The organism is Brevibacillus sp. DP1.3A (assembly GCF_013284245.2).
Lineage (GTDB): Bacteria > Bacillota > Bacilli > Brevibacillales > Brevibacillaceae > Brevibacillus.
This window is the reverse complement of the sequence record NZ_CP085876.1, coordinates 5,414,375-5,433,477: the sequence shown is the minus strand read 5'-3', so window position 1 is coordinate 5,433,477 and position 19,103 is coordinate 5,414,375. Positions and strand designations below refer to the sequence as shown.

20 protein-coding genes and 1 riboswitch are annotated in these 19,103 nt (G+C 48.7%); of the genes, 15 read left to right on the top strand and 5 right to left on the bottom strand.

What is annotated here, in order from left to right; translation table 11 throughout:
- Positions 1 to 2: 2 nt before the first annotated feature.
- Together HP399_RS24860 and HP399_RS24855 are read right to left on the bottom strand one after the other, a co-directional pair.
- On the bottom strand, positions 3 to 584 hold the full coding sequence (locus HP399_RS24860) for a nitrous oxide reductase accessory protein NosL (protein WP_173620134.1): 582 nt from the start codon (positions 582 to 584) through the stop codon (positions 3 to 5).
- Positions 581 to 1,873, bottom strand: coding sequence for a right-handed parallel beta-helix repeat-containing protein (locus tag HP399_RS24855; RefSeq protein WP_173620133.1), 1,293 nt, complete (start codon positions 1,871 to 1,873; stop codon positions 581 to 583). The genes HP399_RS24860 and HP399_RS24855 overlap by 4 nt, the downstream gene beginning before the upstream one ends.
- 360 nt (positions 1,874 to 2,233) lie before the next feature.
- Between HP399_RS24855 and HP399_RS24850 the strand changes: the two genes are divergently transcribed.
- The gene (locus HP399_RS24850; protein WP_173620132.1) at positions 2,234 to 2,545 is read left to right on the top strand and encodes a hypothetical protein; all 312 of its coding nucleotides are present in this window, start codon (positions 2,234 to 2,236) and stop codon (positions 2,543 to 2,545) included.
- 73 nt (positions 2,546 to 2,618) lie between these two features.
- Entirely contained in the window at positions 2,619 to 4,193 is a 1,575-nt protein-coding gene (locus HP399_RS24845; RefSeq protein ID WP_173620131.1) for an FMN-binding glutamate synthase family protein, read from the top strand.
- A gap of 180 nt (positions 4,194 to 4,373) precedes the next feature.
- On the opposite strand, the gene HP399_RS24840 is transcribed toward HP399_RS24845, so the two are convergent.
- Both HP399_RS24840 and HP399_RS24835 read right to left on the bottom strand, forming a co-directional pair.
- The gene (locus tag HP399_RS24840) at positions 4,374 to 4,904 is read right to left on the bottom strand and encodes a peroxiredoxin (protein WP_173620130.1); all 531 of its coding nucleotides are present in this window, start codon (positions 4,902 to 4,904) and stop codon (positions 4,374 to 4,376) included.
- 73 nt (positions 4,905 to 4,977) lie between these two features.
- Entirely contained in the window at positions 4,978 to 5,862 is an 885-nt protein-coding gene (locus HP399_RS24835) for a hypothetical protein (RefSeq protein ID WP_173620129.1), read from the bottom strand.
- A 281-nt stretch (positions 5,863 to 6,143) separates the two neighbouring features.
- Here HP399_RS24835 and HP399_RS24830 point away from each other — a divergent pair, with 281 nt between their 5' ends.
- The 6 genes from HP399_RS24830 to HP399_RS24805 all read left to right on the top strand — a co-directional run bounded on the left by HP399_RS24830 (position 6,144) and on the right by HP399_RS24805 (position 13,215).
- A complete protein-coding gene (locus HP399_RS24830; RefSeq protein WP_173620128.1) occupies positions 6,144 to 8,231 on the top strand; it encodes a TerD family protein in 2,088 nt (695 codons plus the stop codon).
- A 214-nt stretch (positions 8,232 to 8,445) separates the two neighbouring features.
- Positions 8,446 to 9,294 (top strand): HesA/MoeB/ThiF family protein, encoded by an 849-nt coding sequence (locus HP399_RS24825; RefSeq protein ID WP_173620127.1) that lies wholly within the window; start codon positions 8,446 to 8,448, stop codon positions 9,292 to 9,294.
- Between the two features lie 30 nt (positions 9,295 to 9,324).
- Positions 9,325 to 10,185 carry a HesA/MoeB/ThiF family protein gene (locus HP399_RS24820; RefSeq protein ID WP_173620126.1) on the top strand — a complete coding sequence of 287 codons (861 nt, stop codon included), beginning with the start codon at positions 9,325 to 9,327 and terminating at the stop codon, positions 10,183 to 10,185.
- 8 nt (positions 10,186 to 10,193) lie between these two features.
- A complete protein-coding gene (locus HP399_RS24815) occupies positions 10,194 to 10,643 on the top strand; it encodes a DUF441 domain-containing protein (RefSeq protein WP_173620125.1) in 450 nt (149 codons plus the stop codon).
- A gap of 36 nt (positions 10,644 to 10,679) precedes the next feature.
- Entirely contained in the window at positions 10,680 to 11,771 is a 1,092-nt protein-coding gene (locus HP399_RS24810) for an alpha/beta hydrolase (protein WP_173620124.1), read from the top strand.
- Between the two features lie 25 nt (positions 11,772 to 11,796).
- Positions 11,797 to 13,215: a LeuA family protein gene (locus HP399_RS24805; protein ID WP_173620123.1), complete on the top strand. Its 1,419-nt coding sequence runs from the start codon at positions 11,797 to 11,799 to the stop codon at positions 13,213 to 13,215.
- A 106-nt stretch (positions 13,216 to 13,321) separates the two neighbouring features.
- Here HP399_RS24805 and HP399_RS24800 read toward each other — a convergent pair whose 3' ends face one another.
- A complete protein-coding gene (locus HP399_RS24800) occupies positions 13,322 to 14,014 on the bottom strand; it encodes a M15 family metallopeptidase (RefSeq protein WP_173620122.1) in 693 nt (230 codons plus the stop codon).
- Positions 14,015 to 14,196: 182 nt separating this feature from the next.
- Positions 14,197 to 14,413, top strand: a riboswitch (cobalamin riboswitch).
- Between HP399_RS24800 and HP399_RS24795 the strand changes: the two genes are divergently transcribed.
- The 7 genes from HP399_RS24795 to cbiB all read left to right on the top strand — a co-directional run bounded on the left by HP399_RS24795 (position 14,370) and on the right by cbiB (position 19,086).
- Positions 14,370 to 14,549, top strand: coding sequence for a hypothetical protein (locus tag HP399_RS24795; RefSeq protein WP_173620121.1), 180 nt, complete (start codon positions 14,370 to 14,372; stop codon positions 14,547 to 14,549). It overlaps the preceding riboswitch by 44 nt.
- A gap of 27 nt (positions 14,550 to 14,576) precedes the next feature.
- Positions 14,577 to 15,125, top strand: coding sequence for a cob(I)yrinic acid a,c-diamide adenosyltransferase (gene cobO, locus HP399_RS24790; RefSeq protein WP_017247397.1), 549 nt, complete (start codon positions 14,577 to 14,579; stop codon positions 15,123 to 15,125).
- Complete coding sequence (gene cobD / locus HP399_RS24785; RefSeq protein ID WP_173620120.1) at positions 15,122 to 16,237, top strand: threonine-phosphate decarboxylase CobD; 1,116 nt, start codon at positions 15,122 to 15,124, stop codon at positions 16,235 to 16,237. Before cobO ends, cobD begins: the two co-directional genes overlap by 4 nt.
- On the top strand, positions 16,234 to 16,773 hold the full coding sequence (cobU, locus tag HP399_RS24780; protein ID WP_173620119.1) for a bifunctional adenosylcobinamide kinase/adenosylcobinamide-phosphate guanylyltransferase: 540 nt from the start codon (positions 16,234 to 16,236) through the stop codon (positions 16,771 to 16,773). Before cobD ends, cobU begins: the two co-directional genes overlap by 4 nt.
- Complete coding sequence (gene cobS, locus HP399_RS24775) at positions 16,770 to 17,510, top strand: adenosylcobinamide-GDP ribazoletransferase (RefSeq protein WP_173620118.1); 741 nt, start codon at positions 16,770 to 16,772, stop codon at positions 17,508 to 17,510. The genes cobU and cobS overlap by 4 nt, the downstream gene beginning before the upstream one ends.
- Entirely contained in the window at positions 17,507 to 18,139 is a 633-nt protein-coding gene (locus HP399_RS24770) for a histidine phosphatase family protein (protein WP_173620117.1), read from the top strand. Before cobS ends, HP399_RS24770 begins: the two co-directional genes overlap by 4 nt.
- A complete protein-coding gene (cbiB, locus tag HP399_RS24765; protein ID WP_173620116.1) occupies positions 18,136 to 19,086 on the top strand; it encodes an adenosylcobinamide-phosphate synthase CbiB in 951 nt (316 codons plus the stop codon). The genes HP399_RS24770 and cbiB overlap by 4 nt, the downstream gene beginning before the upstream one ends.
- Positions 19,087 to 19,103 lie beyond the last annotated feature (17 nt).

Sequence of the window (19,103 nt, the reverse complement as noted above, 5' to 3'; positions counted from 1 at the left end):
TGTTAGTTATGTGTGGTTGGGGTAGTGCTGTTGCTTCCGTGATCGGCTGGTTTGCTTTCGTGACCGCCACTATGTTGCCCTTCGGAAGACTGACCGTCTTTGTTCATGTGCTTGCTCATGCCATTTTCCCAGCTATGATTTTTCAACTCTTCCGCACTCATGACAATGCCTTTCTTTTGTTCCTGAACGAAGCTGTCTGCAGCAGACTTCTCTTTGAAGGAATAGATGCCATATGTCATTGGTGTTTTGAAGTCTTTGTCGTAAGCGTAGGTCGCTTGCTCTGCTTTTGTCCATTCTGCTGTGTAGTAATCGCGGACAAATTGTACAGCCACGTTATCGGTTCCATTCTCTTTCGTCCAGTTGTTCAAGCAGCCGAGATCATCGAACTTCAGTGCTTTTCCATCTTTTAAGACGATTTCAGTAGCATTGTGATCGTTAGGGACATGCATTTTGCAAAGATCGCATTTGTCTACGCCTTCCGCGATATCTACAGGTTTCGGCTCTTCGCTTCCGCAGCCGACCATAAGTAGGCTAATTCCGATAATTGCTCCGATTGATGTGCACCATTTTGTCATTTTGTTCATGATTTTCTCACTCCTATATAAATGATCGAACAACTTCCTATTAACAAGATAAGTCCAAGAATACCTGCACCCCAACCGCTCGTTTTCCCAGATTCCATTAGCACGGTGTCCGAGGGTTGCATTAAAGGAGATGCGTCCTTGATTGCTGAGCCTGCCCCACTTGTAAACAAGCCTTCCAGAAACACGAATCCCGGGGCTTGGAAAAACAGCTGGTAGGCAGGAACAGCGTCGGTCAAACCTAGGTAAAAAGGATTCATCTCGTACGGCAAATCACTGCGGGAATCCCCGTTCACATCGAGTCCTTGCAGATTGTCCCAGTAGTTTTTGTTTAAGTTGTTGTTCTGACTATCCTGGGCTTGCGCTTGGATGACGTTGGAGACAAATTGATTATCGGTTAATACGTTGTCAGAAGAGGACAAAAACTGCATACCGATAAAGTTGAGACTGAGTAAATTGTTTTTGACCGTAATGCCGGATGATTGCTCTAAGTACAGTCCAACGCGGTTCCCCTCAATCGTGTTGTTCGCAACCAGCGTATCCTGTACGGTAATGAGAAGAATTCCTTGCGAACCAGGATTTTTTTGCTGTTTCAAAAATTGATTCCCGGTAACCGTCAATTTGCGCGACTCCATAAGCTGGGAGCCTGTCACATTTTCCATTCCAATGTTGTTGATGACTGTCGTATCAGAGGTGCCCATGAAGTGATAGCCGTACCGCGAACTCGTCACCAGATTTTGTTCCAGATGGTTTCGATCGCTATTTTCGACGTAAAAGCCATCTTCGACATTCGTTACCTGATTTTTAATGAAACGGTTATGATGCGATTCACGCACGTCAATTCCGTTTCCTCGCTTCGCTTTTTCCGTTTGCTTTGGCTTTACTTCAGGCTGCGCTCCGTGATTATGTCCAGAACTGGTCGTTGGACTGCCATCGCCTTTAATTTTTCCGATGACTTGAACGTTGTGCAGCGTGTTGTAGTCTGCTTGGCGTAATTGAATACCGATCCCTTTTGTTTCAACAATGACATTCTCCAGAAAGTTTTGATCGCCACGGATGACAAGAGCGGCTACGTCACTGTTGATTCGCTTGTCCACGATATGGATTCCTTGCACGCTCACATTGTCGCTTTCAATCGTGAGCGTTGCCTCCTCTTCGGTCGGATTGATGATCTTCACTGGATCATTGGCTACCAATTGAATCGGCTTGGTAATGCGGATAGGACCTTTGTACAAACCATACGGGATGGTAACGGTATCGTTAGGGCGTGCTTGATCAATCATCGCCTGCAAGGAGTCAGAATCTGCAGACGTCGCCTTGGCTGTGATAGGCAGCTGTAGAGCAACGATACAAATGACGGAGACGAAAAGTAGCGGGAGAGATAATTTTCGATTGTTCCATCGTAATGACAGGGTGCATCCTCCCCTATTCCACTAGAGAGCTCTCTGGTTTTTTGCCGATAATCGGCTGCTAGCTACATTTAGGATAACAGCCTCTTTTCATTTTCGTATGACTCAACCGGGCTATAAAACGTGTCAAAAAACGCAACGATTTTAAAAAAATGGAAGGGGGCGAGAGGCTTACACCTGAGGTGGCATTGTGCAATCAAAGCGGTCATACTAAATGAGAGAGAAGAAAAGGAGAGACGATAAATGGATACAAACATAGAGAAAGCACTGCGCACGACGCTGGAGTATTGGGATCGGATGAAAAAGAGCCATGAGGACGACGCGGAGGACGATGCGAATCAGTTTGAGGCTTCGTTTTACCGCATGATGGAGCAAATCCGTGAGTGGTACGATCAACTGGAGACGAAGCCTGATACGCTAGAGGATGCGCTGCTTCTGCCGGACATGGCAGAGGTTGCAGAACAGCTGCCTGTAGAGATCATGCTGAATTTTGAAACCGAGCTGGAATTGATCGTAGATGGGCAAATACGGGAGGAGGATGAGAAATACGATTAAAAACAGAGAACTTGTTGCATCCTATCCTTGACATGATTTACTAGAATTTTGTGTTTGGGGAGGGTAAGCACAAGTGGTACCTACTCTGTTGTGCGTCATTATCTTCATCATTCTTTTACCACCCATTGTATTTTTGGGTTACATGTATGCTCTGTCTAAACAGCCGAAGCACTCCATTATTCGGTCCCATCCGTTTTTGGGGTGGATGCGTTATTTGCTGGAAAAGCTCGGGCCTGAGCTTCGCCAGTATTGGTTTGACGATGATACAGACGGTAGGCCGTTCTCCAGAGCTGACTTCGTGGGCCTCATGTATGCGTCAAAATACCGGACGGACCTGATTTCGTTCGGAGGGAAACGTGATTATGAGAAGCCCGGCTTTTATTTGTCCAATGCGATGTTCCCGAAGCTGACGAGTGAGCTGCGCATTGATAATGAAAAAGTCGTCCCCGGCAGAAAATATGAGATTACCCATGAAGGACTGTTCACGAGAAGGGAAAAGTTTATCGAGGAACAAGAAGTAAAGCCGTGGTTGCTGCATGACGAGGACGTCATTGTCGTGGGAGAAAACAGAAGGCAGCCCTGGCGGCTGAAAGGGATGTTTGGTGCTTCGGCTACCTCCTTTGGAGCAGTGGGAGAAAATTATATCCTATCCACTGGGCATGGGGCACATATGGCAGGCGGCTCTTGGATCAATACCGGAGAGGGTGGCGTTGCAGAAGTTCACCTCTCGACAGACGCGGATATCATTTCGCAAATCGGGCCGGGGATGTTCGGCTTTCGTGATGACAAGGGCAAGTTTTCGATCGAAGAATTCAAGAACAAGGCTAACATTTCTAATATCAAGGCATTCGAGCTGAAATTTCATCAAGGGGCTAAAATACGCGGAGGTCATCTCGAGGGCTCCAAGGTCACGGAAAAAGTCGCGGCAGCAAGGCTGGTACCAGTGGGACAAACGGTCAATTCACCGAATCGCTTCGAGTTTCTCACCAATCCTGAGGAAGCCTTGCGATTCATCGGCAGTTTGCAGGAGGCGGGGGGCAAGCCTGTCGGTGTAAAAATCGTCGTCGGCGATCCGAAGCGATTGGAGCCGTTTTTTGAGAAGATGGTGGAGCTGTCGATTTATCCGGATTTCATCACGGTAGATGGCTCTGAGGGCGGTTCAGGCGCAATGTTCAAGGCAATGGCAGATGGCATGGGCTTGCCGCTTTTCGCCGCGCTCATCATTCTCGATGATACGATGAGGAAATTCGGCGTACGGGACCGGATCAGGATTTTTGCTTCCGGCAAGCTCGTTACCCCTGACAAAGTAGCGATCGCCATGGCATTGGGAGCGGATTGCGTCAACTCCGCGCGCGGCTTCATGATTGCAACTGGCTGCATCATGGCGATGCAATGCCATACGGGCAAATGTCCGACAGGAGTCACTACGACGGATTCCAAGTACCAGGAGGCGTTGGTTCCGGCAGAAAAGCAGTGGCGTGTCATGAACTATATTTTGCAGTTGAGGGAAGGCTTGTTCTCGCTGGCGGCAGCATGTGGCTTGGAGAGTCCGACTGAGCTTAGGAGAGAGCATGTCGTGTTTACCAATGAAAGCGGTGAGACCATGCGTGTGGTTGACTTGTTTCCGTACCCGGCCGTGTCCAGATAAGTATTTACAAAGAAGATAAATAATGGTACTGTGAATAAATCAGGCTATAGTACACCTTCCTTCTAACCCAACTAGCGATTAGGGGTACTGCTTTCCTGATTTTTTTATGCCTATAATTAAAATGAGAAGGCCGTATGATCCTGTGTAAGCGATCATGCGGCCTTTGTTTATGTCTATCGATTAGGAGATCGTGTTTTGCCCAGGCTTCCAGTCCATTGGGCACAATCCGCCTGATTGCAGAGCTTCGATCACACGGAGCGTTTCATCTACGCTTCTACCAACCTTGGAGTTGGAGATGACTGCGTATTGCAGGATGCCTTCTGGATCGATGATGAAGCTGCCGCGCAGCGGGGCTTTGGTTGCTTCGTCCAGCACACCGTATGCCATGGTCGCTTCTTTGCTGTAATCGGAAGCGAGCGGGAACGAGAGTGGACCGATGCCGTCACTCGATCTCATCCATGCTTTGTGTGTATGTATGCTGTCGCCGCTAATGCCAAGCACCTCGACATTCAAATCCGCGAACTCCTTGATCCGGCGGTTGAGGCTGAGGATTTCCGTCGGGCATACTTTCGAAAAGTCAAACGGGTAAAAGAACAAAAGAAGCCATTTTCCACGATAGTCTACCAAGCTCTTTGGCAGGGGAAATCCGTTGTCAAACGTTACGGTGTCCATCGTAAAATCAGGTGCAGGAAGTCCAATACGTGCTGTCATATCAATCTCCTCGTTTCTGATACCGTATGTCTGGTACTGGTATCAAAGTATCACGAAAGATCAAGACAATCAATTAGTTCTGAATATCAGAAGTATGGTGGAGCTTTTTTGCATCGTTCTTTTGTAGAAGGAAGAAAATGATTGGAAGAAAGGCAACCAAGAAACAAAAGGCGGCGAGAATCGGAAATATGGACATTTCTAAAACAGCACGACCGAGATAGGTTTGCCAGCCAATTGCAGCTAAACCAAGCAAGTAGGCGATACCTGTGAGATGGATGAATCCAGTACGAATAGTGGACACGTGCTTTTTACGTTCCGCTAACCAAGCGACAAAAGGTACTGCTTGCAGGGCATGAAAGCCAATCCCATGGAGCCAAATGATATTCCCTTGCTGCCCGACCACTCGACCATCATTGAATGAAATCCAGAGGCCTGCCGCAAACGATAGCATAATCGCAATCATTGCATAACGGATGCCAACTGCCAGCTCTGGGTGTAGGGAATAAGCTTTTTTGCGGAAAAACTGAATGGCGACGAATACATAAAAGAGGACCAAGAGAAGAGCCACAAAAGTAAAAATGGAACCGACAGCAACGTCGAAGGGTGTGCCATTTTTGACGAACCTCGGGTCCACGCCGCGGAAGTTTTGTACGGTTTCCGCTCCATAAGAATAGAAAGCAAGCAAGATATAAGACCAGCGAAAGAAAGCTCTACTTCGCGTGCCTAGGGCAGATAACGGCATAATTGCGGCTGTCGACAATAAAAATATTCCAAGTGCGGCGTTAAAGGAAAACGCTTTCGAGACATCGCCATTAGGAGCGACGGGTCCTCCGTACAGCATGACCCAGATTGCGCATATGGCAGCGAGTAAGAAGCCGAGCAAGCCGGTATACACTAACCATTTCTCCCCTTGAAAGAAAGGGGATGCTGTATGACTTTTCATAACAGATTGATTCATGAATCGAATTCTCCCTCCTGTAAAGTTTTGGTACTCTGCTACTCACTTTACAGGGGTGAAGAATATGAAATAACGGGCAACGGAATGAAATCGAATTAGGTCCGGGGACGGATTTATGTGTCGTTCCTGCGGGAGAGCTTTACCATCAGGAAAAATTGAAGTAAGATGGTTAAAAATTACAAAAAGGAATAAAAAATCAGGCTATTGTACACCTTCCTTCTGAGCTAAAGGTTTGGTTCACCAATAGGGGTACTACTTTCCTGATTTTTTTCGTGATGCCAATGAAAAATCAAATCTACCTTCGCCGGAAAAATAAAATCGTCGTACATCAGGGGCAGCATGAACTGCCTACCTCTTATTTAGCTGCGGCTTTGCGCAATATAGAGAGCTTGGGCTATACCTTTTCACTGGATTTACTAGAAAGAATCCGGACGCTGTCGGAAGGAGAGTTTTTCGCGCTCTATTCGGACGTGGTAGCTGTGCTCAAGATAAAGATCGGAGCATCCCGCCAGTACAAGCCGATGTATCCGAATTTTCCTAAGCAAGTCATGGAGGCTAGCGAGGGTGAGCTGTTTGTAAATACGATCATTCACTATTTGACGTTGGACCTTCCTGTGCACGAAGTGAAAAAACGTTTGCCTTTGCTGCGAGAATCTCGCCTGAAGTTGATTCATCTGGGCACAGACGAAGAGCTATTACAGATAGGAATGAACTTGCTGCGCTCCAATAGCTCGCTTTCTGCTACTGACAAGGAAGACTTGGAGGGCTTGATTCAGGCCTATGAAGGCATCGCAGAAGCTCTGCCAGCAGAGATTCCTCAAAAAGAAAACGTGGCGATCGCTGCTAGCCTGCTGCTCAAGTATGACAAGCTTCCTACTACTTTTTTTGCCCACTATTGCAAGACCGCGACTGATGTATTACGTCTGGCCGTGGCACTGTCTGATGGGGATGTGAGCTTGGCAGAGCCTGCAAAATTTCGCAAGTTCAAACGCGGTGAGAGGAGATTGCTTCTCCACCTGCTGGAAGCCAGCTCGAATATCGTAGAAGATATGAATCGTTACAAAAACAGATGGATTCGTCTCGGGGAAATCTTGCATCCGTTTGAATATAAGGATCGCTATCCGAAAGCGGCAGAAGCATTCGATATTTTGCGCAATAATCACAAGATCGAGACGTTCAATAGCCAAGTAGAGCAGGCGCTGGTCCGTGCGGATGTGAATACGGCGATCAAGCTGCTCGAACAGCGTCCAGGGGAATTTGCCCGTCGTCTGGATCATTTGTTGCGTTTGACGGAGCAGGGGAGTTCAGTTCTTTCTGCCTTCGAGAAAATTGCGGATGGTGTATCGACTCCAGTTCTTTTGCAAGTCATGAATCACTTCAACAAACGGGATAGCTACGGGGAATGGCGAACCTTTTTTCCGAAAGGGCAAGTGGCAAAAGTACAGGCAATCGAAAACCGAGTGGCAGGGCTGCAAGAGGACATCAGACAGAAGGCAGCGGATATTTGCCGGACATCCTTGTTAAACCGTTTTGCCCAATTGCCGTCGCTGGGTAACGTCTATATCGACCCGCGACTGCAGGAGCATCTCGTTCCATTTTCGATGCGATCCGCCAGCAAAGCACTACGCACGATTGCACGTGGCTCCCGGCTATCGATCCCGGATGGAGGAACGATTCGCTTTTTCCTGTGGTGGAGGGAAGGGATCGTTAACGATGTCCCTACAGGCAGAGTCGATATCGATTTGTCTGCCGTGCTATATAATGAAGACTGGAAATACATGGAGCATATTTCCTATACCAATCTGCGTTCCGACAAGTATCAAGCGTGTCATAGCGGGGATATTGTGGAGGCTCCCAAAGGCGCGTGCGAATTCATCGACATCGACATGGATTCTGTCATCCACTATGGGGGTCGATATGTCGTCATGAACCTGTATTCGTTTACGGATCAGCCTTATTGCGATTTGCCTGAATGCTTCGCTGGCTGGATGATTCGTTCGGCGCCACAGACAGGGGGAATTTTCGAGCCGCAGACGGTACAGGACAAGATTGACCTCGCCGCAAATACGCGGATTTGTATCCCGGTCATTCTCGATCTCGTGGAAAGAAAAGTGATTTGGACGGATATCGCCCTGAATTCCGATCCACGGTTTGCCAACAATGTGGAGTCCAATGCTGGAGGGGTGGAACTGATGGGAAGAGCGCTCACCTCGTTGGTGAAGCCTACTCTGCATGAGTTGTTTATGCTTCATGCACAGGCGAGAGGGACGCTGACTGATCAAGCAGGAGAGGCAGATACGGTATTTTCCTTGGAGGAAGGGATTACGCCGTTTGATACGGAGATCATCATGGCGGATTTCTTGCAGTAACGTTAGGGGAGTGTAAGGCTTGGGTTCGGTATTGTACCGGACTCAAGCCTTTTCATTTTGTCTATTCTAGCTAAAAATTTTTCTGCTTTGTTCATGAAAATTTCAAATAAAACCCAATTAATAGTCAGAACGAGCTATTTTTTTGCTAGTAACTGGAACTCTATAATGTCAAATGTAAATGGACAATTGAATTTGGAAAGAGGAGGAAGAAGAATTGGAAATGGATTCGTTTTATTGGGAAATGGTCAAGAAAAATATTGGCGTGTATACCACTGAGGAACAAAACCGCTTAAAGAAAGGAAAGGTCATCATATTTGGACTCGGCGGGGTCGGGGGAATGGAAGCGATTCTTTGCGCCCGCATGGGGATCGGGCAGGTCACCGGAGTAGATCCTGATGAATTCGAAGTTTCTAACATCAATCGTCAAATGCTGGCAACGGTACATTCATTGGGTAAATCAAAAGCGGCGACGGCTGAAGAAGTTCTTCAATCCATTAACCCATACATATCTGTTCGATGCGTCCAAGCAAATGTTGATGAAGACAATGTGCTTGAACTGATGAAAGGGCATGATCTGGTGATAGAAGCAGTGGACGATATACCCTCCCGCGTCATCATCCACCGGACCGCGCGTGAGCTGGGCATACCAAGCGTGGGCATGTCAGGGAGCCCCCCAACCCGCGGGTTTGTCTCTTCCTTTTTTCCAGACGGCATCTCGTACGAAACAGCATTGAACATTCCAGGAGCAGGGGAGAAGTTGACCAATGAAGCGTTACGCCAAGAGATTGCTGACATAAAAAAAGCCAGGGCCTGGCACTCTGTCAAAGAAGGAGCTCCAAAGGAATGGGCAGAGGATTTTTGTGAGGGAAAGGCTGGCTGGATTATTACACCAGTTCGTGCCCATCTCATAGCGCTTTTCAGCTTTCATGAAGCCGTGCAAATCTTGACGGGCAGAGAACCGTTGGCACGTGCACCCAAAGGAGTTCTCATTAATCTAGATACGGACACACCGGTAAAAGTGACAACTCCCCCTGATGGAACGTGGAACTATGCAACATTATAACGATTTTGAAAGAACAAAGGAGATGATCGTATGACATTGATAGAAAATAGCCAATTATATAACAACAGTTTTACCCGCAATTTCGGAATCATTACGAGTGAGGAGCAAGCCAAACTGCGAAATGCTAGAGTAACCGTGGTAGGTGCAGGTGGCGTGGGAGGAATTACATTGATTCAACTCGCCCGGATGGGTGTAGGGAAGCTTCATGTCATCGATCAAGACTCGTTTGAGGAAAGTAATCTCAATCGCCAAATGCTCAGCTTTGTCAGCAAAATCAACTCTCCCAAGGCGGAAGTAGCGAAGGAAATACTTCACGATATCAATCCAGAGCTGGAAGTAAAGGTTACAAGGGAGTTTGTTACCGAAGAAAATGCACATGATCTGCTGGGTGATACAGATGTGATTGTAGATGCTACGGATAATCTGGTTGCACGGGTAATCATCCATAGAACAGCAGCCGATATGGGTATTCCCTCCATCTGGATTGCGGTAACACCACCTTTCCGCGGAGGAGTCATGTGCATGACCCCGGACTCCTTGCCCTATGAGGTCGCCATGAGACACCCTTCCTATCAACAGCCTCTCACGCCAGAGATGCGTGAAAAAATTAATCAGATCAAAGACGAGCGTGCAAAGTATTCCGTATCGCAAGGCGCTTTGCCTGAATGGGCAGATGCCTATGTAAAAAAAGAGGCTCCATGGGCAGTGCTTGCTCCGGTAGCGAATATCGTCGGCGTATTGGCTAGCTTTGAGGCATTCAAACTAATCATTCAGAGACCAGACCTATTGCCAGCCGTTGCTCCCAATCTAGTCAAAGTCAATTTAGCTTCCGTCCAAATGGTACAGGTGGAAGCCCCGGCAGAGGGAAGCTGGGATAACACGCTACTATAAGGACTCTTATGTTGCATACCACCATTATCTTACTGGTAATCGCCCTCTTGTCATTAGTGGCAAAGGATCTGGTTCTCGTCTACGCTTCCCTCTTGCTGCTCGGATTATCTTTGCTAAAAGCAGTGCCTGTCATGGATGCAATCCAAAAACCAATTTTCCATGTGGGTCTGTTTTGTCTAATGGTATTCTTGTTGATTCCGATTGCCAAAGGAAAATATGATTTCATCTCCCTTGGCAAGGAAATGGTCAGTTGGAAAGCAACGATAGCCATTTTAGCAGGTTTTATCATCTCTTATGTCGGGGGAAGGGGCTTAAGTATTTTGCCAGATCAACCGGTTGTTTTCATAGGCGTAACACTTGGAACACTTTTGGCAGTGCTACTGACTAATGGGTTGCCCGCAGGCTTAATCATTGCAGCAGGATGCATTGCGTTGCTGTCGAGAATCTTCAATTTCTAGCACCCTCTAAATCTAATTTGAAAGAAGTGCCAAACTATGAATTTCAATCATCAAATGAAAAATCATTTTCTTATGCTAGTCCTATCTTTAGGGCTACTTGTTCAAGGGTGTTCAAATCCTGATTCCCCCAATCAAAATAGTACAACACAAGCTCAATCCGTAGTGGAATCAACCAGTGAGATCGTAACGGAAGAGCTGAAAGTGCCAAGCAACGATCAGGACGTCTCCTTATATGTGAGGCATATGAGTGCCAAAAACAAGGAAAAGTTCACCAACAATGAGGTTGTATTGTTTCTTGAACCGTTTAGCGTACCTACCGCCCAAGCATTTGATGTTCCGGGATACTCCTGGATGGAGGAATACGCAAAGCAAGGTTACGACACATGGGCGATGGACTTCCGAGGGTTTGGGCATTCTACCCGACCAGTTGAAATGGATAAACCACCTGTGGAGAATGCTCCAGTCGTTCGTGCCAGTGAGGCGGTAAAAGATCTGGAGGCTGTCGTCCAGCACATAAAGAAAACTCGACAAGTGGATAAAATCAGTATCGTAGGATGGTCTTGGGGTGGAGTTGTTGCAGGGATGTACGCGACTGAACATTCCGATGATATTGAAAAACTCGTGCTTTATGGTGTTATGCATGGTTTTTCTTTGCCTTTGATGGCAACTCCATTTGAAGCAAAAGGGAAGCCAGGTGAAATCAATCCCCAATTACCAGCGTACCAGGTTGTCCAGTTTGACAAGGCCATGCACCATTGGCACATGATGCTAGATAAACGTGATCTGGTTTCTGGAGAGGCAATGAATGCTGTATCCAAGGTCTTCGTAAACTCTGATCCTAACAGCAGCAAGCAACCTGAACAGTCCATCCGCCGTCCAATGGGACCTTTGGTAGATCTGTATTACATCTGGACGGACAGACCAATTTTTGATGCAGCGAAAATTACGACGCCAGTGTTGATCATTCGAGGAGATCTGGACTTTTTTGCAGATAAGTCCCTCTTCCATAAGCTGACCAATGCATCTGCAAAACAAGAAGTGGTTATCAAAGATGCAACACATTGGGTGTTGTATGAAAAAAATCGTGATCAACTCTTGCGTGAAACAGACGAATTCCTGAAAAAGTAAGTAAACTCGTAAGGATGTGCTGGAAATGAAGCCGTTTCAAATTTTGGATGCAACACTGCGAGAAGGAGAACAGCAAGCAGGCGTTCGCTTCACATGCGAAGACAAGATTCGCATACTGCATCTCTTGGAAAGTTATCATATTAACCTCATAGAAGTGGGCCACCCTGGAATTTCTGCCCTGGATGAAGAAATCTGCCGAAAAGTGGCTCAATCGGCAAGACGAGCGCAAATATTAATGCATGCGAGAGCTACTGTTGAAGAAGTACATGCAGCAAAGCGCGCCAAAGCAGACTGGGTGGGGATATGGGCTTCCATTAATGATGTGTCTATCCAAACCAAATTCAGTCATCATCAGGAAAGCTATATACATGAGAAAGTCCAACAAGCTGTTATCGAAGCAAAAAAGCTTGGCTTACAGGTTAGATTCACGATTGAAGACGCTTCACGGACAGAGTGGGAAAGGATATCCAGCTTAGGTCATGTTGCTTTACAGGCAGGCGCAGATCGCATTAGTTTGGCAGATACTGTCGGGATATGGGAGCCTGATACATGCAAAAAAATCGTAACTCATGCCATTGAGGAATTTGGATGCGAGATTGAAGTGCATCTGCATAATGATTTCGGTCTTGCTCAAGCGAATGCGCTGGCGGCTATTGATGCAGGCGCCTCTGTCATTGATACAACAATTTTAGGAATCGGTGAAAGAGCTGGTATTACTGACTTGATCCAGCTTACTGTCGCGTTGCAAAAGCTGCGAAATGATCATCGTTATTCTTTGGATAGAATTCCCGAGCTTGTACAAGCGATACGTCTGACGACAGGGTATAGACCGGACGAACTACGCCCTATCACTGGGCAAAATGCCTTTACGCATACATCGGCTTACCATGTCCAAGCCGTAAAGAGAAATTCCAAAGCGTATGAGCCATTTCCTCCCGAAACAATTGGAAGAATACGGCTTCTCGAAGAAAAGCGTCCTCCACTAGGAAGCCCAAAGCTGCCTGTTTCCTTACAGGTAGGAAAGCCGTTTCCCAAAGGTGCTTCAGAGCTACGGTATCATCGTGACGGTCCAGGGATACGCTGGGTTATGATGGATTCGCGTGTTGATGAGCGAGCCTCATTCTATGTGATCCAAAGGATCTTTAGATTATGCGATTTGTCCGGTGTTTCTGAAAAACATGTAGACAGACATGCGCATCATTGTGACAGTGCCTTCCTCTTTTGGGGAGATGCACCTGATGGCACTGGTCTGGTGTGTCATGTTCAACTGGGTGAAGAAGAGAAGACTGTTGAGAGTCCAACAGCTATTTTTATCCCAGCAGGCGTCGAGCATTCCTATCACTATGTGTCAGGGCGCGGAACTTATACAAATATTGTATTGTCGCCTGAATACAACAAAAGCCTTTTGGTTTCAGCAGCATCTTCTGAAATACCAGTGACCTAAGAGGTACAGGAATTTGTTGAGTTTGAAGAGTGGGCGGCCATCTGGGCATGAGTACGGTATCGACCGGGCTCATGCCTTTTTCGGCTGAATACTTGAGTATTTGTGGTTACATCGACAAAACCCCGCCATAGATCGGCTCTTGCTGCGTTTTTTGTCCCCAGGTGCGCGTCCCATACTCGAAATGCCACCATTCTTTCGGATAGTTGACGAATCCGACAGTCGTCATCAAATGATACAGCAGTCGGCGATTGTCTCGAATCTCGATGTCCTTTTGTGTAGGCTGTACGAGTTCTTCATAATGCCGAGTTGCAGCCCTTTCACTGAAGTCATCGAAGGCTGTCCCCATCTCCAGCCAGCCATCAGGTCCTGCGATAGTCAGATCGACTGCGCCACCGGATAGGTGAGGGGACGGCTTGGAGAGGTCTGTTGTTGGATAAGCGACGAATTTGCTCAATTCTTCGGTGAGCGCGGGTCCTTCCTGCCAGCCTTGTGAAAGCAAGGCTTCACGGAAACGTTCATACAAGGATGCCTGTACCTCGAACGAGCGCCAGCCGTCCAACACGACGAGCTTGTAGCCAATAGGCAGTTGCGCGGCTGCCATGGCGAGCTTGCGTGCTGCCCCTTCTCGCAAAAAGGCTTCTGGCTGTGTTCCGGCATAGCCCTCGTGGTAGTAGGCTGGATAGACTGTGATTTGTTCACAGAGGGAAGAGAGGGGGATCATCGGTTCGCTGCATTCCTTGATCGGCAGTGGGCTGGGCAGGACCATGTCTGGTATTTTTGGAATCGGAGGAAATAGCATGACTGCACACCACTTTCGATTGTTTGCCAATAGGGTAACGAAAATTTTCAGGTAAGTAAATGGTGATTATCTTAAATTTTCTGCCAATAGACACCTGCGAGGAATCGGCAGCTTTTGCTTGAATCCTCGGTAGCTTTTGCTATTATTAAAGCAAGTGCTTGTCAACGAAACGAATGACATTTACATATGGAAGAGAAACAGGTCCTTGTTTTTGCGAAACCGATTCGCAGGAGCAAGGTTAAAAGGGAAGTTTGGTGAAAAGCCAACGCGGTCCCGCCACTGTAAGAGAGTAGCTGTTCTTCAAGGCACCATGCCATCCACTGCCCATCCGGGAGCGGGAAGGAGAAGAAGAGCGATGATCCTCGAGCCAGGAGACCTGCCTGTTTTTATGTTTACACTGATTTCCTTCGGGTCAAAGGAAGAGGTGAGGATTGTTGCTTTCGGCTATCCGCGCTTTGTTTTTCCTTACGTACTGGGGAAACAGAGCGCTTTTTTTGTTGGCTTCGGAAAGTATTTGGAGGAAACAACGGAGTAAAATACATCACTTTTTGAGGTGGTTACGATGGAGAAAAACGATAAGAAGCGGGGCTTGACCCTCGTTTACACGGGAGACGGCAAAGGAAAAACGACGGCAGCAGTCGGATTGGCTGTGCGGGCGACAGGGCGCGGAAAAAAGGTGCTGATGGTTCAATTCATCAAGTCGCCGGAGCGTACATACGGAGAAAAGATTATTTTCGATAAATTGGGCATAGAAATTGTGCAAATGGGTGTTGGCTTCACATGGACGAAGACACCGGAGGAGCATCGTCAGGCTTTGAAAGAAGCTTGGGCGTTTGCGAGCGAAAAGCTCTCTTCCGGAGCGTACGATGTCGTCATTCTGGATGAGCTGAATAATGCATTGGCGATTGACCGCTTCCCGATTGACGATGTGTTGCCATTGTCCGATGTCTTGGAAGCGATTCAAAACAGGCCAAGTCATATCCACCTCGTGATTACGGGACGGGCAGCAAAGCAGGAGATTTTGGACATCGCAGATTTGGTGACAGAGATGAAGCCAATCAAGCATTACTACGATGAAGGGATTCCAGCTGTGCTGGGGGTAGAGTTTTGACAAGCGCAGGTGTAATAGAAACATACGGTCATGGTGGAGACTTGCTGACCGCAGCGCAGCGCTTTGGTCGAGAGCCAGGGCAGTTTCTGGATTACAGTGCCAATATTAATCCGCTGGGGATGCCAGCAAGCGTTCGTGAGATGCTGCTGGCTTCGCTAGCTGCTGTAGCGCATTACCCAGACCCTGGACATCGTGTGTTTCGTCATGCATTGGCAAAACGGCTGCAAGTGCCGGAAGAATGGTTGCTGCCTGCCAATGGTGCAGCGGAGGCAATGGCATTGGCTATCCTCGGTCTTTCGCCGCAAACGGTTGGTGTAGTGTATCCTTGCTTTTCGGAATACGCGCAACTTTCCGAGCAGTATGGTGCTCGCGTCATTGGCTGTTTCGGGAAGGAAGCGAACGGGTACAAGCCCGATCCTGAAGAGCTGCACACTCTTTTTACGCAGTCTGATCTCGTATTTGTCGGGTCGCCAAACAATCCAACCGGAATCCTGTATCAACCGGATGAGCTGCGCCAAATGGCGGAATGGACGAAAGAGACCAATACGTGGCTCATCGTGGATGAGGCTTTTCTCGATTTTGTGGAGGAAGAGCGGCAGTATACATTGGCGACGCAGCTGGAGCGCTTTCCCCGTGTGATTTTGATGCGTTCGATGACGAAAATGTACGCGATCCCGGGATTGCGCCTGGGTTATGCGATTGCGCATCCAGATGTCATTGCGAAGATGCGCCAGAAGCAAGTGAGCTGGAGCGTGAATGCACTAGCCCTTTTAGCTGGAGAACTGTGCTTGCAGGAGCAGGCATACGAGAAACAGACGCGCAGGCTCATAAAAGCAGAACGTGCGTATTTGACTGATTGTATCCGTAGTGAGTTGGGCTGGCAGGTATGGCCGGGGGAAGCAAACTTTCTGTTGCTGCGATCGCCAGCAGGATTGCCAGCTGAACAATTGCAGGCACGGCTCGGCAAAAAAGGCGTTCTGATCCGCAACTGTGCGATGTATCCCGGTTTGACGGCACATGATGTGAGAATCGCAGTGCGTGGACGAGAGGAAAATGAACGACTTCTGGCAGCGCTTCGCGAGGTCCATGCGGAAGGAAGTGAACAGCGATGAGCTTGGTGCTGGTAACAGGCGGTGTCCGTTCAGGAAAAAGCCGCTACGCGGAAGAGCTTGCGATGACGTTGAGCAGTCGAGTCCTGTACGTGGCGACAGGCAAGGCCTGGGATGATGAAATGAAGCAGAGAATCGAGCTGCATCAGGCACGTCGTCCGTTGGATTGGGGCTGTGTGGAGGTAGGAGAGCGCTTAACCGATTACTACGCATTTAGTGAGCAGTATGATGTGGTGTTGATCGATTGTCTGTCCACCTGGGTGAGTAATCGATTGATGAGCGTGGATGAGTCGGAATGGAGAAGTCCTTCACACACGCAAGCCCTGTTGCAGGAGGCAAAGGCATGGCTGTCCCTCGTTCAGAATTCCCCGCAAAGAGTCATTGCTGTCACAAGCGAGGTCGGATTGGGCGGTGTAGCCTTGAGTCGTTTGGGCAGATGGTTCGCGGATGTGCTGGGCGATGTCAATCAGAGAAGTGCGCGACAAGCGGACGCCGTCTACGCGGTTTTGTCGGGGATACCGTGGAGGATCAAAGGATGAATGCATTTTTACACGCGATCTCGTTTTTTACGCGTATTCCGGTTCCGTGGCTTCGTCCTTCAGAGGAGGCATGGAGAAAAAGCGTCAACTGGTATCCCGCAGTTGGTTTGGTCATCGGTTTATTGCTATGGGTTGTACATCAGGCAGGCCTGCTGTTGTTTAGTCCTTGGATCGCGGCTATTTTGACGTTGGTCGCATGGGTCTACGTGACTGGTGGTCTTCATATGGATGGGTGGATGGACCTCGCGGACGGTCTTGGCAGCAGCAGACCGAGAGAGCAAATACTTGCGATTATGAAGGACAGCCGCGTAGGTGCGATGGGCGTTCTTGCTGCGATTATGCTGTTGCTGATCAAGGCTGGTGCAGTCGCAGAACTCGTACATCCGGGATGGGGCAGCTTTTTAATCGTAGCACCAGTGGTAGCGCGGACACATGTGCTTTTGTCGATCAAGCTCTGGCCGTATCTTTCGGCAGACAAAGGGATCGGAAAAGGCATCAGTGCTGGGCTTTCCGTTTCCTCTATCATCGTGAGCTACATCCTCGTGTTTGCCGCAGGTTGGTATCTTGGGGGCTTGCAGGTCATCATAGCCATTTTTCTGTCGCTATTGTTCGCTCTATTGTTTTCACGCTCGGTTGCAAAAAAACTAGGCGGTTTAAATGGAGACTGCTACGGGGCTGTTATCGAAAGCAGTGAAGCGGTCGTTCTGCTGGTGTTAGTGGGGAGCTGGTGGTTATGAAGCTAGTTTGGATACGTCACGGGGAGACAGACAGCAATCGTGAGCATCGATATTTGGGGCATAGCGACGTTCCTTTGAATGAGAGCGGGCATCTGCACGCGAGTGATTTGGCCAAGGAATTACCAGTGCTCATTGGGGGACCTGCTGCGATTTACTCAAGCGACCTGCTCAGATGCATGCAGACTGCCGAACCACTCACAGCTGCTTTGGGGCTATCGGTTATTCCGGAGCCAGCACTCCGAGAGCTGTCTTTTGGTGAGTGGGAGCTGATGACCTACGACGAGCTGATGGTGTCGGACCCTGTGCGGGCCACGAGGTGGTACGACGATCCTTTTCGAAATCGACCTCCACAAGGGGAGAGTCTGGAAGAGCTGGGGATGCGCGTGGATCGTTGGCTACGTTCCTTGTTGGAGAGAGCGGACAAGGAGGAGGCATCCGATCCAGTCGTCATCGTCACACATGGCGGCGTGATCCGCTGGTTCCAGGCCGCGTGGCTCGAAAACAATCCTGACCGATATTGGCAGGTCGATGGCGTTAAGCATGGGGAGGCTCTGGTAGCGGAATGCTTGGATGCACAAGGGCAGAGTTGGATGCGACAACCCCTGAAGAGTAAGAGAGGGACAACATGACAGAAGTATGGATATTATGCGCGGCCTACTTGATTGATCGGGTGGTAGGAGACCCCAGGAGCCTGCCACATCCAGTGATCATCATGGGCTGGTGGATTACACGATTGGAGCGGGTCATACGTTCTCTCGTCAAAAAGGAGTCGCATTTGAAGCTAGCAGGAGTCCTGTTCCCGCTCGTGATCGTTGGCGGCAGCTACGCTGTCGTTTGGCTACTTTTGTGGGGAGTCACGTTCATCCATCCGGTGCTTGCCTGGATATTGGGTGCCTGGTTGATTTCCACGACGATTGCAACAAAAGGCTTGGCCGATGCCGGGATGGAAATTGCCCGTCATCTTGTGGCTGGGGATATGGAAGCGGCGAGACGTTCCTTGTCCATGGTAGTCGGACGCGATACAGAGCGGCTAGATGAACCGGAAGTATGTCGGGGAGCGGTGGAAACCGTGGCGGAAAACATCGTCGATGCGATCGTCTCTCCGCTGATTTACGCAGCGATTGGGGGAGCACCGTTGGCAATGGCGTACCGTGCCGCCAACACCCTCGACTCCATGGTTGGCTATAAAAACGAGCAGTATATGAATCTCGGCTGGGCATCTGCCCGCTTTGACGATGTACTGAACTACATACCCGCCCGTTTGACAGCGTTGTTGCTCGTTGCCGCAAGCTGGCTGCAGCGATTGGATGGGAAGCAGTGCTGGGCAATGATCAGAAGAGATGCGCATTTGCATCCGAGTCCAAACAGCGGTTTGCCGGAAGCCGGAGTCGCTGGCGCATTAGGCGTGCAGCTCGGGGGACTGAATTATTACCAAGGTGTTGCATCGAATCGGGCAAAAATGGGAGATGCGAAGCGACCATTGCAGGCTAGTGATATTGTCGCGACGATTCGTTTGATGTATCTCGTTTCGCTCTTATGTCTGTTCGTTAGCGTGATGATATCGATTTTATTATAAACAGGAAGCGAAAAGGG

Bases quoted from the DNA above. Each gene is read 5' to 3' on its own strand.
- HP399_RS24860 (WP_173620134.1), bottom strand. From the start codon at position 584: ATGAACAAAATGACAAAATGGTGCACATCAATCGGAGCAATTATCGGA.
- HP399_RS24850 (WP_173620132.1), top strand. From the start codon at position 2,234: ATGGATACAAACATAGAGAAAGCACTGCGCACGACGCTGGAGTATTGG.
- HP399_RS24840 (WP_173620130.1), bottom strand. From the start codon at position 4,904: ATGACAGCACGTATTGGACTTCCTGCACCTGATTTTACGATGGACACC.
- HP399_RS24835 (WP_173620129.1), bottom strand. From the start codon at position 5,862: ATGAATCAATCTGTTATGAAAAGTCATACAGCATCCCCTTTCTTTCAA.
- HP399_RS24830 (WP_173620128.1), top strand. From the start codon at position 6,144: ATGAAAAATCAAATCTACCTTCGCCGGAAAAATAAAATCGTCGTACAT.
- HP399_RS24820 (WP_173620126.1), top strand. From the start codon at position 9,325: ATGACATTGATAGAAAATAGCCAATTATATAACAACAGTTTTACCCGC.
- HP399_RS24815 (WP_173620125.1), top strand. From the start codon at position 10,194: ATGTTGCATACCACCATTATCTTACTGGTAATCGCCCTCTTGTCATTA.
- HP399_RS24810 (WP_173620124.1), top strand. From the start codon at position 10,680: ATGAATTTCAATCATCAAATGAAAAATCATTTTCTTATGCTAGTCCTA.
- HP399_RS24805 (WP_173620123.1), top strand. From the start codon at position 11,797: ATGAAGCCGTTTCAAATTTTGGATGCAACACTGCGAGAAGGAGAACAG.
- HP399_RS24800 (WP_173620122.1), bottom strand. From the start codon at position 14,014: ATGCTATTTCCTCCGATTCCAAAAATACCAGACATGGTCCTGCCCAGC.
- HP399_RS24795 (WP_173620121.1), top strand. From the start codon at position 14,370: ATGATCCTCGAGCCAGGAGACCTGCCTGTTTTTATGTTTACACTGATT.
- cobO (WP_017247397.1), top strand. From the start codon at position 14,577: ATGGAGAAAAACGATAAGAAGCGGGGCTTGACCCTCGTTTACACGGGA.
- cobU (WP_173620119.1), top strand. From the start codon at position 16,234: ATGAGCTTGGTGCTGGTAACAGGCGGTGTCCGTTCAGGAAAAAGCCGC.
- cobS (WP_173620118.1), top strand. From the start codon at position 16,770: ATGAATGCATTTTTACACGCGATCTCGTTTTTTACGCGTATTCCGGTT.
- HP399_RS24770 (WP_173620117.1), top strand. From the start codon at position 17,507: ATGAAGCTAGTTTGGATACGTCACGGGGAGACAGACAGCAATCGTGAG.
- cbiB (WP_173620116.1), top strand. From the start codon at position 18,136: ATGACAGAAGTATGGATATTATGCGCGGCCTACTTGATTGATCGGGTG.